Raw genomic sequence first — 14,630 nt, 5'->3', positions numbered from 1 at the left:
ACAGTGAGGCGTGGCTAGCTCGTTTCGGAGCTAGCCACGCCTCACAGCGTTAAAGGAAATATCGCCACTGAGCTCTATTCGAGGCCGAGCGAGAATGCGGCTTCGAGATCGTGTTGCGAGAAAGCACGGAAGGCGATGTTCGTCGTCGTGGACACGACACCCTGAACCTTGTTGAGGTGGTTTGGGATGACCTCGGCGAGGTCTTCGTGGTTCATGACGCGGACGATCGCGATGAGGTCCCAATCGCCACCCGCAACGGAATAAACCTCAGATACGCCGTCGAGCTCCGAAATCTGCTGAGCGGTTTCTGGAATGCGGTCGGCTTCAACGTCGATCATGACGAATGCAGTAATCATGACAATCCTTATCTAAGTCCTTTTATCTAGGTCCTGTTAGCCACTTTACGCGCGGAGAACGAACGCGGCGTACATACGCGTTAACTCGTAGAAACAGTGGGGAAGTGGCCACTCACCATGTCAACTAGACCCGGTGGCGCATGAACAGTCCGCTGATCATGCGCCGGCCAATCAGGAACAAGAACAAAACACCTGCCGTGACGAGGATGAACGGCATAGCCGCGGTCGAGCCGGCGATAACACGCAGCAAAATGCCCAGGATGACGACGAGGCCCCAATAAATAAAACCGTGCGGCCAGATCTTCCAGTAGGTTTCCCATCCACGCGTCACAGCGAATGCGATAACAACAGCAACCATGAACGGCCATGCGACCTGGAAAATGCCGCCTGCGCTGAGTTCCTCATTGTGCGAACTACGCCCGGTGGTTGCGAAGACAACCATGAGTGCGAGGTCGACGATGAGCCACAGGATCCACACGAAACGTTGCATACTCATTAGTCTATGCGGGAGAGGGGCGCACGGAGCGTCACATGAGGGAACATCTCGGCGCTTGGGCGTGCCCCTAAGCGCTACTTGACATAATGTAGATTATCGGCGCTTTATATTGGTTAGGACGGAACGTACCGCACAGACATATACACAGTGAGCCTTAGATGTAAGTTGCACAGTGCGACTGAGACACAAACATCTACACACAACCGCAGTGCGATAATGATGCACATGTCCGCTGAACTCAATGAAACACACGACGAGTCCGTACAGCCTTTGCCGCTTGTGCACGTCGGCGACCCAGTTTTGCGCCAGGTATGTAACGACTGGGACGGCAACGACACACCTGAGTTGCGTGAGCTCATCGACCGCATGGTTGCCACAATGCACGATGCGCCAGGCGTTGGTGTCGCAGCACCTCAAGTTGGCGTCAACTTGCGTCTAGCCGTTCTTGAGGACATGTACGACATTCCAGAAAGTTTCGCTCAGGCGCGCGAGCGCGAAAAGCTCGAGCTCATGGTCATACTCAATCCGTCTTATGAGCCGATCGGAACCCGCACAGCAACCCATTACGAAGGTTGTCTCTCAATGCCTGGCTACACCGCTGCAGTCGAACGCCCTGCAGACATCCGCGCGACCTGGCTTGGCTTTGACGGACAACAGCACACGCGTGAACTCTCAGGCTGGCAGGCCCGCATTTTCCAGCACGAAACCGACCACCTCGCTGGCATCATCTACATCGACAAGGCCCATATCCGCAGCATCTGCACAGACGAGAACTACGCGCACATGTGGGCCGCACCAACGGCCGACGAAGCCCGGGAAGCGTTGCATTTCTAAAGCGATCATATCGCTATCACTCCCCTTGCACAAGGGTTCATGCCATGACAATAGATAATACATACACCGTAGCAGGCAACGCTCCCTGGCCGCTCACGTGCCCTGTGTGCGGCACCGACTCAGCTGCGCTGACCGTTCACCGCAGGGAACACGGAAAGCCGTCCTTCGCATCGTGCGCCGAGGGCCACCGATTCGACGCGGCCCGCCAAGGCCACATCAACCTGCTCACCGGACGCGGAACCTCATTCACGCCGGACACCCGCGAGATGGTTGCTTCGCGGGTCGAGTTCCTCGAGTCCGGCTACTACGAACCCATCGCACAAGCCATCCGCACCGCAATCGCGGAACACGCAGGCCACGCCATCGGGATCGAGGATTCAAATGCCTCTCCTCTCATGCTCGACGCCGGATGCGGGACGGGCTACTACCTCAAGCACGCTTTGGATGGGCTAGCCGGATACGCCCGTGGGATTGGATTCGATATCTCGCCGGCGGCGGCCCAACGCGCGGCGCAGGTCGATGGCGCGTTGTCGCTTGTGTGGGATGTGTGGCGCCCATGGCCCGTGGCTTCGCATTGTGCCGACGCGATCCTCAACGTGTTCGCGCCGCGCAACTGGGAAGAATTCCACAGAGTCCTCAAGCCTCGGGGCGCTCTGATCGTTGTGACTCCCCTACCTGAGCACCTCGTGGAAATACGAGGGCTCGCGGGCCTTTTGAGCATTCAGGAGGACAAGCAACAGCATCTCAGCGAAGAAGCCCGCCGCCACGGGTTCGAGCTTGCTGGCGAATACACCATCAAACGTTCGATGCAACTGACTCACGATGCGGTTGCCGCGCTAGCGCACATGGGACCTGCAGGCCACCACCAGAGCCGAGACGAGATCGCCAAACGCATTGAACGCGAATCGATCGAGCTCTCCCCTGAAGAAACTGAGCTGGCTCAGCTGAGCGTCTCGTGCAACGTTCAAGTCAGCGCTTTCACACAAACTCCCGCAAAAGCCTGAATAAGCTCCCAAAAAAGTATGACTCATGCGAAAATAAAGCCATGATGCAATGGATCCTCGAAAACGGGTGGGCCTTCTGGCTCGTCGTGATGCTCCTGTTGCTGGGCATCGAAATGCTATCGCTGGATTTATGGTTCGCGATGCTTGCAGGCGGCGCGCTTGTCGCGACCTTCACTGCGCTGGCAGATGCCGAGTTCTGGCTCCAGCTCATCGTGTTCAGCGCGGTTTCGCTGATCCTCATGTTGACGCTGCGCCCCTTCGCGATGCGGATGCTGCGTAAACGAACATCAGACGGTCGCTCCAATGTTGACCGACTCATCAACAGCCACGCCGTCGTGGTCGAGCGCGTCACCCACCACACCGGGCTGATTCGCGTTCACGGCGACACCTGGACCGCCCGCACGACCCTCGCTCAAGGCATCGCACCCGGCGAACACGTCGTCATCGATCGTGTCCAGGGTGCAACCGCCTACATCTCCCCTGTCCGGACATACGAAAGCTAAAACATGTCACCGTTTGAATCCTCTTCGGAGCCATTCATCTCCCCGGCGCTCGTTGTGGCGCTCGTGGTCGTGATCATTGCGCTCATCGTCCTCGTCAAGTCCATCCACATCATCCCGCAGGCCCGCGAACGCATTGTTGAGCGCCTCGGTCGCTACCACCGCACAGCTAAAGCCGGCCTGACGCTTGTGGTTCCTTTCATCGACCGCCTCGGCCCGGTCATCGACCTTCGTGAACAGGTCCAGACCTTCCCGCCGCAGCCTGTCATCACCGAAGACAACCTCGTGGTCAACATCGACACGGTCGTCTACTACCAGGTGACCAACGCGAAGGACGCGACCTACGAGATCGAGAACTACATCCGCGCGGTTGAGCAGCTGACCACCACCACTCTGCGTAACGTCGTGGGTGGCATGAACCTTGAAGAAGCGCTGACCTCCCGTGACCGCATCAACGGCCAGCTCCGTGGCGTCCTCGACGAGGCGACCGGCAAGTGGGGCATCCGCGTATCCCGCGTTGAGCTCAAGGCGATCGACCCGCCAATGTCGATTCAGGACTCGATGGAAAAGCAGATGCGCGCTGAACGTGACCGCCGCGCCGCGATCCTCACCGCTGAGGGTGTCAAGCAGTCCCAGATTCTGACCGCTGAAGGTGAGCGCCAGGCTCAGATCCTCAAGGCTGAAGGTGAAGCGAAGGCCGCCGTCTTGCGTGCGCAGGGTGAAGCTGAAGCGATCCGCAACGTCTTCGAGGCCGTCCACTCGGCTGATGCGTCGCCTAAGTTGCTTGCTTACCAGTACCTGCAGCAGCTGCCTAAGATCGCCGAAGGCGAGTCCAACAAGCTGTGGTTCATCCCAACCGACGTGACCGACGCTATGAAGGGCCTCGGCAACGCGTTCGGTGCGCCTGGCGCGAGCTTCGGTAGCGCGTTCGGCGCCGACTCTGCTGACAAGGACGGCTCTGCCGAGCCCGACGAGAAAAACTAACGCCGAGAAGAACTAACGCTGACAAGAACTAACGCATTACTTTTCCAGGTATAACGGTGAGTGCGGGAATAATCTCGCACTCACCGTTGTTGAACCCGGAGAATGAATCATCACGACAAGCTAACACTGAGGAGAATGTGTGAGCGATCGCAGCCTACGCGGTATGCGTCTTGGGTCTCAGTCGATGGAGTCCGAAGCGGGCGTTGAACCTGCAGCACGCCAGACCGTGACATACGAGACCGAAGACGGCGAACGCATGGACGTCGTATTCGCCCTCGAAGCCGAAGTACCTACGATTTGGTACACCAAGACCGGCAAGAAGGCTAAGCGGATTGACGGTGGCGAAGAGGAACCGACCAAAGAAAAGCCGGTCCGCACCCACTGGGATATGCTGCTTGAACGCCGCTCGTTCGACGAGCTTGAAGTGATCCTCAAGGACCGCTTGAACCAGCTCCGCGAAGCCCGCGGAGAGAAGCCAAAAAAGTGAATTCAAAGAAGTAAACGCTTCCGCTGAACTTAAGCGCGTGGGCGGTGTCGACATTGGATGTCGACACCGCCCACACGCTTTGCGTTTCAAGCCGCAGGCTTCTCGCCGTGGACTTCTAACCTCTAAGCAAGCTCGCGAGCTTCTTGGCGCGAGCCTTCAAACCCCACTTGACCACGTTCAGTAGCGCCTCAACGATGATGTTGCCGCTCATCTTCGACTCACCCAGCTCACGGTCGATGAAGGTCACGGGAACCTCCACGATCTTGTGGCCAGCCAACGCAATCTGGAACGTCATATCGATCTGGAATCCGTAGCCCACGGACTCGATCGAACCGAGCAACTCATCCGTAAGAATCTCAGCCTTGTAGGCACGCATGCCTGCAGTGATGTCTTTGAGATTGAGCCCCAAGAAGAAACGGGAAACAAACGATCCCGCCTTCGAAAGAACCTTGCGGGACGCAGGCCAATTCTTGACCTCTCCCCCAGGCACCCAACGGGAACCGATCACTGCATCCGCCCCGCGCTCAATCGCACGGAGCAAACGAGGCAACTGTTCCGGCTGATGCGAGCCATCCGCATCCAACTCAATCAAGACGTCGTAGCCGCGTTCCTTGCCCCAGGCGAAACCTGCAAGATAAGCAGCGCCGAGGCCCTGCTTACCAGGACGATGCAGAACGAAAACCTGAGAGTCATGCTCCGCGATCTCATCGGCAAGCTTGCCGGTACCGTCCGGGGAATTATCGTCAGCGATCAGAATGTCGACGTCCGGTACAGCTGAACGGACCCGCTTGACAATGCTTTCGAGAGTCTCGATCTCGTTATAGGTAGGGATGATAGTCAGTACACGCACAGTGGTCATTCTAGCCCTTCCGATCCGCTGTGAAGTTCACCGTGCAAGCCCTTGCCGTCCCACAGGATCTCGCCGTGACGAACGGTAGCCCAGCATTCCGGCAAGGAATCGGCTTCAAGGTCCGGAAGCATCGGGGTACGGGCTCTCGCGTCCGTCGAGAAACTGGTTCGTGAAAGGTCAGTCGACCCCACGACGAGCTCACTCGGCTCCCAGATCGCGAACGTCGCAGCGGCACCCCAACGCAATACACCAGCGGTTGGGTCAGGGATGTTGAGTGCACGGTAGCCGGCGCGCGTGTGCGCGAGGAAACCTGCGCGTGCGGGAAGAGTCTGATCCGCATCGTGGTGATGCATAGCGGAACGAATCGTCTTCCACGGCAAAGCGTGAGTCACCGGCGCATCCGAGCCAAACACGAGCGGCACGCCTGCCGCAGATAGCGAACCGAACGGGTTCATGCTTGCCGCACGCTCAACACCAAGGCGAGCGTCATACATGTCGCCCGCGTGGCCCCACAACTCATCGAAACGAGGCTGAACACTCGCGGTCAGGCCAAACTCCAACATCGCCTCGATGTGATGGGCATCCAACATCTCAGCGTGTTCGATGCGGTGACGCTGCTGACGGATAGCCCGCGCGCCCACCTCCTCAGCGGCGATCCTGTACCCCTCGAGCAAAGCGTCCAAAGCGGCGTCGCCGATCGCGTGGAAACCGGTTGGAATGCCAGCGTTGACGCACGCAATCACGTGCGCAGCAACCTGTTGCGGGGTCAACAGTAGTTGCCCCTTCTCCCCCGGCGCATCCGCATAGTCGTGCCGCAAAGCCGCCGTATAGGCGCCGATCGAGCCGTCCATCGACAAGTCCCCGCCGATGCCCGCCAGACGCCGGTATCGGCTGTTGGAGGTGAAAGAGGCGGCGAGCTCCCGCGCTTCCGCTTCGGTCTCGACAAGCTGCGCCCAGAACGCATGAACAGAGGGGAGCGCCTGCGCTTCTTTCTCTCGCGCGGCGAGCAGAACATCGAGGTCCCGGCGGCCAGACACGTGGGGCGCCGACATCTCCGTGACCAGCGCGTGCCCGGTTTTCGCGAAGCTGCTCAGAGCTGTGCGTTGCCATAAGCGGAGTTCGTCGTCGCTTGCAGTGAGCGCCCACTCGCGCAGAACGTGATGTTCATGCTCGCTCATCCATGCACCGTCAAGATCCCCGGATGGAACCTCAAGCCCGGCCGCAGTCAGCGCCGCGCTCGAAGCGAGAGCCGTGTGCAGATCCCGGCGAAGCACGTACGCCGGGCGCGAGCCCACAGCACGGTCCAGCTCCGCGACAGTCGGCAAGACTGCAGCATTCGCGTCGGTATCCGCATCAGCATCGGAGCTGTCCTGTGCCCCTGGATCGTCCCACAGGGTTTCGTCCCAACCGGAAGCCAGCACGCGTTGCTTGGGATCAAGGCCCTTAGCGTAGCGGGACAATTCGTCGAGGAACTCCTGCTTGGAGCGGACATGATCCAGCTGGAGGGTTGCCAAGTGCCGGCCCGTCTCGGTGATGTGCGCGTGCGAATCCACGAACGCCGGAGCGATCAGCGCCCCCTCTACATCGACCACGGTCATCGCGTCCGACATGATGCTCTTCGCGGCAGCGTGGGTTCCCATCCACGCGATGGTTCCGTTCTCAACCAACATCGCTGTGGCGAACGGGTCCTCCGGCGCGTAAATCGCAGCGCCGACGTACATGACCGGCTTAGTCACCTGTTTCCTCTTCTTCTAACGCTTCTTCAATCACCGATGACGCATCCACGATGCCTCGCGAGATCAGGTCTGCAGCGGCCGATGCGGTCGCACACACATCTGGCGCGATCGCCTCGTTGCTCGCGATTTGACCCAGAAAATCGATGGTCTGCTTAGCCCAACGCACAAAATCGCCAGCCTCGATCGGCGAGGCGAACAGCGCGTCAGCGAGGTCTTCGCCCATGGCCCAGCTGTGCATCGGCTGAACGAGCGAACAGTCCGGTGCCGGCGTGGGTTCGATGTGGTGCTTCTTCTCGAGGTGAGTGAGCTCCTCAGCGATGCTGACGGCTTCATCCCAGATGGGACGCACACCGGTCGGCCATACGTGCGGAACCACATCCGCATCGCGCTTAGGCATGAAAACAAACATCGTCGCGGCGGCCGCCATCGCGGCCGGAGACAAACCAGAAAACAGGCCCGTGTTGGCCACGAGGCACGTCAGCAGGTCGCGTTCGCCGTACATGCGCAACATCACTGTGCCGGCATCCGTGACCCGAGCTTCTTGGCCCCTGCCCTTGACGTAGCCGACTTCTTCCAGAACGTGCAACACACGGTCGAAAGTCCGCGCGATCGAATTGGTTCGCGCCTGGATCTCGCCGTGGATCCGGTCCGTTTCCCGCTTGAGACGCTGATACCGTTCGGCCCAGCGCGCGTGTTGTTCCCGCTCGGGGCACTGATGGCACGGATGAGCCTTCAGCTTAGAACGCAACTCCTCGATGCGCTCTGTCGCATCCTGCTGTCCAGGGAATGCGAAGCCCACTGACGCCTGACGATGTTTCTGCGAGCTGTTGGCGACGGCGTTGCGTGCGCGGCGGGCCAGCTCGATGCGCTCCTTCGGGGAGGCTCCCTTGAAGGACTTAGGCACCTTGACACGAGCCAGCACCTCGGCCGGCGTGTCCAGGTCGTTGACGCTCAAGCGGCGGCCCGCGCCTTCCATCGTGACAACGAATGGCCGCGGATCCCGCAAAGATGGGCTCGGCTGCGTCACAACGACCACGCCAAGCCCACGGCGTCCCCCGACCTCGATGATGTCACCGCGCATCAGCGAATCCAAGGACATCTCTATCGCGCTCTTGCGCGCCCGATTCCGACCCGACGATGCGGCCTTCTCCGCCGCCGAAAGCTCGGCGCGAAGCTGCGCGTACTCCTTGAAGTCGCCCAGGTGGCAAGCCATCGCCTCCGCGTAGCCATCGAGGGACTCTTCACGTGAATCGAGTTGGCGAGCAAGACCAACAACCGATGCGTCAGCCTGGTACTGGGCAAATGAACGTTCGAGGACCTCACGGGCCTTCGGAGCGCCCAAGCGCCGCACGAGGTTCAGGCTCATGTTGTACGTCGGGCGGAAACTAGAGTTCAGCGGGTACGTACGCTTAGAAGCCAAACCGGCAACCTCGCCCGGCTCCATGCCACGATGCCACGTCACAACAGCGTGGCCCTCAACATCGATGCCTCGGCGGCCAGCACGGCCCGTGAGCTGGGTGTACTCCCCCGGCGTAATCGGCACGTGAGTTTCGCCGTTGAACTTATCGAGCTTCTCAAGAACTACCGAGCGCGCCGGCATATTGATACCGAGCGCAAGGGTCTCGGTCGCGTAGACGACCTTGATCAGGCCACGGACAAACAGCCTCTCAACGGCTTCCTTGAAGACAGGAACCATACCCGCGTGATGCGCCACAACACCCCGCAACAGGCCCTCACGCAACTGCCAGTAACCCAGCACATCGAGATCTTCAGCTGGCAGGTTCTGGGCCACATCATCGAGCTCTTCGCGAATCAGCCGTTGCTCATGCTTATCTGCAAGCCGAAGACCCGCGTTGATGCACTGCTGAACCGCCAGATCACATTGCTTACGCGAGAAAATGAAAACAATCGCAGGAAGTAGCTGAGCTTTCTTAAGCGTCATCACGACGTCAGGGCGTTGCGCCCGCGACGGCACCAGATGATATTCCTCATGCTGCTCATGCCCAATGCGCGCGTGCTCGCTGCGGTCAGCACGGTGAGCCGCGTATGTCTCCCCGCGGCTATAGCGCAGCGCATCCTCTTTGAATTCCTTGGCACGCCGCGAACGTCCACCTTGACGCCCGCGGCCGCGGCCATGACGCCCGCCGCGGCGACCCTTCTGATCGCGGCGTCCACGCTCATCACGCCCATGTGAACCGCCGCGAGGCGAACGCCAGTCCCGCAAACCATCGCGAGAATTCTGTTGCTGCGCCAACCGCATCAAGTGCGGATTCACGAGCTGATCGACACCCGCGGTCTCGTCGAAAGAAACATCCTCAGCAAACAGATCTACCAGCTGCTTACCCACCAAAACATGCTGGCTCAACGGGACTGGCCTGTGCTCCGTCACCACAACATCGGTGGCTCCACGCACCGAGTTCAACCAGCCGCCGAACTCCTCAGCGTTCGAAACCGTGGCCGATAGCGAGGCAACTTGAACCCGCTGTGGCAAGTGCAGAATCACTTCTTCCCAGACAGCACCCCGGTCCTTATCCGCTAGATAGTGCACCTCATCCATGACCACATATTCGAGTCCATCGAGTGTCGTCGACCCCGCATAGAGCATGTTGCGGAGGACCTCGGTGGTCATGACAACGATGGGCGCTTCCGAATTGATGCTCGTGTCCCCCGTCAGCAGGCCGACGTTGTGTGCGCCATACGTCTGGGCGAAGTCAGAAAACTTCTGATTCGATAGCGCCTTGATCGGGGTCGTGTAGAAAGCCTTAGTTCCACGGGCAAGCGCCAAATGAACCGCGAATTCGCCCACGATGGTCTTGCCGGCTCCCGTAGGTGCCGCCACCAGCACGTCGCGGCCCTCTTCAAGGGCTTCGCAGGCCGAGAGCTGAAACTCATCCAAATCGAACGAAAACGTTGATGCGAACCTGCCCACTTCGGTCCGGCTCCGACGCTGCCGTTCCGCGGCTGCTTGGAAACGTTCGGCGGGGCTGAGCCCCTCTACTTCAGATGACACGTCTTGTCCTCGATACATTCTTGACTCGGGCTGGGCCTCTCACAGAGGAACCCATGGTGGCGGTCTCAAAGAGTTACATACGGACGATGTTTGCTGCGCAAATGCACGCCTCAATCACGGTGTCTTCTAAAGATCATCACTTCCTTTAGGCGCGGAAACGGTACGCGGCGCCTCAACCTCGCTAGGTCCGGCAACGCGTGCTTTCGCTTCACGCTTTGCACGCCGCCGGTCAAGGACCCAGCAGAAGAACGTCGCCGCGATAAACAAGACCAACATCGGGCCTGCGATGAAGAACATGCTCAGCGCATCGCCGCCCGGCGCCGCAATCGCAGAAAACACGGTGATGAGGAATACCGTGATGCGCCAGTGTTTCAGGATCGATTTCGCCGGCAAAATACCGGCCACGTTGAGCCCCACCATGCCTACTGGCAGGACCATCGCGATACCGAAGGCGATCGTCAATCGCGTCACGAACGGGAGGAAATCATTAACCAGGATGATGTTGCCCGCGTTGTCAGGAGTCAGCGAAAGGAAGAACCGCAGCGCGTGAGGGATCACATAGATACCCAGCGCGACACCCAGCAAAAACAGTGGGATCGCGGCACTCATAAACGAGATCGTGAGCCGCTTTTCCTTCCGTAGCAGACCCGGGACAATGAACGCCCAGATCTGCCAAATGAACATCGGCGCCGCCAGGACCATGCCGATCCACAGCGAAACCCTGATCATCACATCGAGCGGAGCGATCGCCGAACCGAAGTTGATGATTCCGCCGAGGTCGGAAACAAGCTTGATCAGGAACGCCATCACCGGCTTATAGAGGAAAAAGCCGACGATGGACGTGATCAGTAGCGTAATAACACAAACGATGAGCCGGTTGCGGAACTCTTTAAAGTGCCGCTTTAAGGGCATATGCCCGCCGGTATTCTTCCGCCGAGTACTCGACACCGCTGAGAATTACTTGTTGTCTTCCCGAGCCTGCGGGGTGTCTACGATGCGGCCTTCGAGAGGTTCCTTCGCCTGGTTCTCAGCCGTGCCGGACTCCGCGGCGCCGTCCTTGCTGGCGTTACGTTCCGCTTCTTCGTCCTTCTTCATCTGCCGCATTTCCGACTTGAAGATGCGGGTAGATTCACCCAGGCTGCGCGCGATCTTCGGCAACTTGGGCAACGCGAAGAGCACAAGAATGACGACAATGATGATCGCCCAGGCCATGGGTGACGGCGGATGCATAGTTGCTGCTCCTTATAGTGTTCGGTGAGACAACCCGCCAAACATGGGTTGTCAGCTCGCTTCTCTTATTCTAGTGCAGGGGCCCTACGGTCTCGGTGATCAACGTTCCGGTTACTGGGGCGCCCAGTTCACATTGCCCGCACAGTTCACACGCCGCGAGGCTCATCCGCGACGGCAGTCCCATCCATATCCGCCTCGTCGTTGTCGTGGATGTCACCCCAGCGGCGTGGACGCCCGGTGGCCCACAGCATGTCGATGCGCCGCTTCCGGCGCGCTTCAACACGTTCGTCACGCTTGATGGCCCGGCCAGCACGCACCACGGTTGGGTCAGCGAACGTAGCGTCCCAGCCCACTGGGGTTCCGTGACGATCTTCAGCTGGCAAAGAAGGAACCTCATCGGCTTCAGTCTGTAGCGCATCGGCAACCTTGTCGCCCGCCTGTGCAACATCCACCATCGACGCGCGGAACTTACGCCACAGATGCAGGACACCCCACGCGAGCATCGCAATCAGGCCCAACGAAAGCGCGAGCCATAACAAGGTCCACATGAACCAATTCACTTTTGCTCCTGTTTGCTTGTGGGGTTGGGATTCTTTGTGGGTGTAACAGCTAGTTGAGAAACCAGCTCAGTGCCCACTGTACGGCAACGGCGTGAACTCTCCAGCAGGTCTTCAAGCGCCGCACGGACGTCATCACGCAGTTGCGGAGGCGAGACGATTCGCACGTCACCACCGGTTTCGGCAACAGTTCGGGCAATCGATTCAACGCTCACAACGTTAACTCGAGCAATGACCTCCGTGTCCGTCCGCCGCGTCACGCTCGGCCGGAACGAGGAAACCATCCACTGGGAATCCCGCCCGAACCCAAGCAACGCTTCGGTACCGCGATCGCCGCCTACAAAGCCACCGCCGCTTGCAAAGCCGGTAGAGGTCGCTGGGCGCTCATCAGACAACGTGTGGGTTGCTTGCTTGTCAGTCACTTCCAGATTGACGATCCGCTCAACGTTGAACGTGCGTTCCCCACCACGCAGGTGACACCACGCCCTCACATACAGCTTGTCGTCAAAGCGGACAAGCGTGAGCGGGTCGATGTTCCGTTCGGTCGTCGCTTCGAAACTCGCGTAGCGCATATGCACCGTGCGCTGTTCAGCAATGGCCTGCCCCAGCATCTCAGCAAACCGCAAGGTTTCACCGCGATGCTGTCCGGGTTCGCTCGCCACGATCGCGCTGAAATCGTTGAGTTGCGCACGCGCCTGCGTGAGCTTTTCAACCACGGCGTCCGCCGCATCGTGCACTGACGGTCCGAGGCCAGGGACGGACAGCAACAGCTCACAACCCAGCAGTAAAGCCGTAGCTTCCTGAAGTGAAACGTTCAGCGGATACGTGAGCCCCTCATCGGCGGACAGCTCAACGGTATTGCCATCAAGGCGTAGCCCGAAGCTCGCCTGATCGGTTGAAACGTCTTCTACGATGTGCGCACCCAACTCGAGTGTGGCAAGCCAGCGCTCAATCTCAGAACGAGGCACCGCAAAACGCGTAGCAAGCTCGTCAATATCTTGGGCCCCTTCAGACTGAATCACCGAAGCCAAACTGATGACGTCTGCCAAAACCTGATCAGTCGACGGCCTTCCGCCTGCAGATAAACGCAAACGCGGCGACGACTGATCCTCACCAGCCGAATCATGTGCGGCCAGTGCTGCCTCAATCAGCGCGGTATCCGCGAGGTCCTGGGCAACATCACCGGGCCCCACAACAGCGGCACCAACGGCCGCGCACTCGCGAATCACATCGGAATACACGCCATCGACCGCGACAACCTCAACACCACGGTCCTCCACCATGGAGCGGCCGCGGGCTTTCAGCTCAGCGCCCGCCCCTTCCGGCAGAGCAACCCACACCTCCTGGAGCAGGTCACGATGCGTGAGCCGGGCGAGCTCGTCCCGCATCGAAAACTTGTCTGGGCGCCCATAGATCTCGTGGATCATCTCGGCTTTGCGAGCATTTGCCTGCGCAACACTCCCCTGGATTCGATCCAAACGGAACATGCGCTCGCCGCCGCGCTCGATGTCGCCCCCGAACACATACCAGCGGCCCGCCAGCTGACCAACGCCCCACGGCAGGATCCGGCGTTCGGTGCGCTCACCGTTCGCCGCGCGGTAATCGAAAGAGACCGGATATTCGCACAAAGCTGCAAGGATGAGCGCCTCGGCCGCGTCCGGCGGGCCCGACAGCTCAGCGCGCGCACCAGCGCCAGCGCCAGGCGATGATGTGCTCACTCCCCCAAGCCGCACGGATGCCCGACGCGCGTGAGATCCCCATCCGCTACCGCCCACAGCGGCCGCGGCTAGCGCGGTCACAAGACGTTCTTGATCGCTCAGATGCAGTTCAGGCAGCCGATGCGCGGGCAGGTCGATCCGGTACCGCACCTCCCCGAGGGCGTCTGCCTCAAGCTTTTCGACCGTAAGCTCGATTCCGAGGGAACGCAGGCGGCTCTTGTCGCGTTCGAATGCGCGCTCGAAAGCTGCGTCGCTTAAGCCCTGATAATCGGGGATACGATCGCGGAGCATGGCTGCTGTGAGCCCGATGCGGGTTGATGTGAGCACGCGCATGAGCCCCACGGCTTTCGCCGCAGGGCTCACAGGCTTGATGTTGCTTGTGCTCACGGGCTGTATCTCTACGCTACGCGCTTAGCTCGCGCGCATCGGGTACGTGGATTTAGCGGACGGCCAGCAAGTCGACAACGAAGATGAGGGCTTCGTTAGGGCCGATCGCTGGAGGCGCTCCGTGCTCGCCGTATGCGAGGTTCGCTGGGATCTCGAGGCGACGACGGCCACCGACCTTCATGCCGAGCAGGCCTTCGTCCCATCCCTGGATGACCTGGCCAATGCCCGCCGTGAATTCGAGCGGCTGGCCGCGGTTCCACGATGCGTCGAACTCTTCACCCGAAGAGAACGCGACGCCGACGTAGTGGGTCGTGACGTGGGATCCACGCTTGACCTCGGAGCCGGTGCCCTCGATCTCGTCAATGATCTTCAACTCAGTAGGAACATCGGCTCCCGGGAAATCGATTTCTGGCTTTTCCCGGTCGAGGTCGAAGTTACGCTGTCCGAATGACATGGTGATTCTCTCCTGTTCTGGCACCCT

15 protein-coding genes are annotated in these 14,630 nt (G+C 59.8%); 5 read left to right on the top strand and 10 right to left on the bottom strand.

All coding sequences use genetic code 11. From position 1 onward, the window contains the following. Positions 1–74 precede the first annotated feature (74 nt). Together CAY35_RS01030 and CAY35_RS01025 are read right to left on the bottom strand one after the other, a co-directional pair. Positions 75–356, bottom strand: a complete 282-nt coding sequence (locus CAY35_RS01030) for an Lrp/AsnC family transcriptional regulator (protein ID WP_109302948.1) — start codon at positions 354–356, stop codon at positions 75–77. 124 nt (positions 357–480) lie between these two features. Continuing rightward, entirely contained in the window at positions 481–846 is a 366-nt protein-coding gene (locus tag CAY35_RS01025) for a DUF3054 domain-containing protein (protein ID WP_181377436.1), read from the bottom strand. A 231-nt stretch (positions 847–1,077) separates the two neighbouring features. Here CAY35_RS01025 and CAY35_RS01020 point away from each other — a divergent pair, with 231 nt between their 5' ends. The 5 genes from CAY35_RS01020 to CAY35_RS01000 all read left to right on the top strand — a co-directional run bounded on the left by CAY35_RS01020 (position 1,078) and on the right by CAY35_RS01000 (position 4,661). Next, a complete protein-coding gene (locus tag CAY35_RS01020) occupies positions 1,078–1,686 on the top strand; it encodes a peptide deformylase (RefSeq protein ID WP_181377435.1) in 609 nt (202 codons plus the stop codon). Positions 1,687–1,730: 44 nt separating this feature from the next. Further along, a complete protein-coding gene (locus CAY35_RS01015) occupies positions 1,731–2,690 on the top strand; it encodes a methyltransferase domain-containing protein (protein WP_109302945.1) in 960 nt (319 codons plus the stop codon). 41 nt (positions 2,691–2,731) lie between these two features. Beyond that, positions 2,732–3,193 (top strand): NfeD family protein, encoded by a 462-nt coding sequence (locus CAY35_RS01010; protein ID WP_101629298.1) that lies wholly within the window; start codon positions 2,732–2,734, stop codon positions 3,191–3,193. A 3-nt stretch (positions 3,194–3,196) separates the two neighbouring features. Beyond that, the gene (locus CAY35_RS01005; protein WP_109302944.1) at positions 3,197–4,174 is read left to right on the top strand and encodes an SPFH domain-containing protein; all 978 of its coding nucleotides are present in this window, start codon (positions 3,197–3,199) and stop codon (positions 4,172–4,174) included. Between the two features lie 139 nt (positions 4,175–4,313). Further along, the gene (locus tag CAY35_RS01000) at positions 4,314–4,661 is read left to right on the top strand and encodes an RNA polymerase-binding protein RbpA (RefSeq protein WP_101629296.1); all 348 of its coding nucleotides are present in this window, start codon (positions 4,314–4,316) and stop codon (positions 4,659–4,661) included. Positions 4,662–4,776: 115 nt separating this feature from the next. Here CAY35_RS01000 and CAY35_RS00995 read toward each other — a convergent pair whose 3' ends face one another. The 8 genes from CAY35_RS00995 to CAY35_RS00960 all read right to left on the bottom strand — a co-directional run bounded on the left by CAY35_RS00995 (position 4,777) and on the right by CAY35_RS00960 (position 14,603). Beyond that, on the bottom strand, positions 4,777–5,511 hold the full coding sequence (locus CAY35_RS00995; protein WP_181377434.1) for a polyprenol monophosphomannose synthase: 735 nt from the start codon (positions 5,509–5,511) through the stop codon (positions 4,777–4,779). A gap of 5 nt (positions 5,512–5,516) precedes the next feature. Continuing rightward, positions 5,517–7,247: an amidohydrolase gene (locus CAY35_RS00990; protein WP_109302942.1), complete on the bottom strand. Its 1,731-nt coding sequence runs from the start codon at positions 7,245–7,247 to the stop codon at positions 5,517–5,519. Beyond that, positions 7,240–10,257 (bottom strand): DEAD/DEAH box helicase, encoded by a 3,018-nt coding sequence (locus CAY35_RS00985; protein ID WP_258265563.1) that lies wholly within the window; start codon positions 10,255–10,257, stop codon positions 7,240–7,242. The genes CAY35_RS00990 and CAY35_RS00985 overlap by 8 nt, the downstream gene beginning before the upstream one ends. Positions 10,258–10,383: 126 nt before the next feature. Continuing rightward, the gene (tatC, locus tag CAY35_RS00980) at positions 10,384–11,169 is read right to left on the bottom strand and encodes a twin-arginine translocase subunit TatC (protein ID WP_109302940.1); all 786 of its coding nucleotides are present in this window, start codon (positions 11,167–11,169) and stop codon (positions 10,384–10,386) included. A 45-nt stretch (positions 11,170–11,214) separates the two neighbouring features. Next, complete coding sequence (tatA, locus tag CAY35_RS00975; RefSeq protein WP_204881192.1) at positions 11,215–11,487, bottom strand: Sec-independent protein translocase subunit TatA; 273 nt, start codon at positions 11,485–11,487, stop codon at positions 11,215–11,217. Between the two features lie 146 nt (positions 11,488–11,633). Beyond that, positions 11,634–12,035 (bottom strand): hypothetical protein, encoded by a 402-nt coding sequence (locus tag CAY35_RS00970; protein ID WP_146191887.1) that lies wholly within the window; start codon positions 12,033–12,035, stop codon positions 11,634–11,636. A gap of 8 nt (positions 12,036–12,043) precedes the next feature. After that, positions 12,044–14,149, bottom strand: a complete 2,106-nt coding sequence (locus tag CAY35_RS00965) for a helix-turn-helix transcriptional regulator (RefSeq protein ID WP_109302938.1) — start codon at positions 14,147–14,149, stop codon at positions 12,044–12,046. Positions 14,150–14,201: 52 nt separating this feature from the next. After that, positions 14,202–14,603 carry an FKBP-type peptidyl-prolyl cis-trans isomerase gene (locus CAY35_RS00960; RefSeq protein WP_101630130.1) on the bottom strand — a complete coding sequence of 134 codons (402 nt, stop codon included), beginning with the start codon at positions 14,601–14,603 and terminating at the stop codon, positions 14,202–14,204. Positions 14,604–14,630 lie beyond the last annotated feature (27 nt).

It is taken from the genome of Pseudoglutamicibacter cumminsii, from assembly GCF_003143995.1.
GTDB lineage: Bacteria > Actinomycetota > Actinomycetes > Actinomycetales > Micrococcaceae > Pseudoglutamicibacter > Pseudoglutamicibacter cumminsii_B.
This window is presented reverse-complemented; position numbering and strand designations above follow the sequence as displayed.

Excerpts from the sequence above, each read along its gene's own strand:
- CAY35_RS01030 (WP_109302948.1), bottom strand. The coding sequence starts at position 356 with ATGATTACTGCATTCGTCATGATCGACGTTGAAGCCGACCGCATTCCA.
- CAY35_RS01025 (WP_181377436.1), bottom strand. The coding sequence starts at position 846 with ATGCAACGTTTCGTGTGGATCCTGTGGCTCATCGTCGACCTCGCACTC.
- CAY35_RS01020 (WP_181377435.1), top strand. The coding sequence starts at position 1,078 with ATGTCCGCTGAACTCAATGAAACACACGACGAGTCCGTACAGCCTTTG.
- CAY35_RS01015 (WP_109302945.1), top strand. The coding sequence starts at position 1,731 with ATGACAATAGATAATACATACACCGTAGCAGGCAACGCTCCCTGGCCG.
- CAY35_RS01010 (WP_101629298.1), top strand. The coding sequence starts at position 2,732 with ATGATGCAATGGATCCTCGAAAACGGGTGGGCCTTCTGGCTCGTCGTG.
- CAY35_RS01005 (WP_109302944.1), top strand. The coding sequence starts at position 3,197 with ATGTCACCGTTTGAATCCTCTTCGGAGCCATTCATCTCCCCGGCGCTC.
- tatC (WP_109302940.1), bottom strand. The coding sequence starts at position 11,169 with ATGCCCTTAAAGCGGCACTTTAAAGAGTTCCGCAACCGGCTCATCGTT.
- tatA (WP_204881192.1), bottom strand. The coding sequence starts at position 11,487 with ATGCATCCGCCGTCACCCATGGCCTGGGCGATCATCATTGTCGTCATT.
- CAY35_RS00970 (WP_146191887.1), bottom strand. The coding sequence starts at position 12,035 with ATGTGGACCTTGTTATGGCTCGCGCTTTCGTTGGGCCTGATTGCGATG.
- CAY35_RS00960 (WP_101630130.1), bottom strand. The coding sequence starts at position 14,603 with ATGTCATTCGGACAGCGTAACTTCGACCTCGACCGGGAAAAGCCAGAA.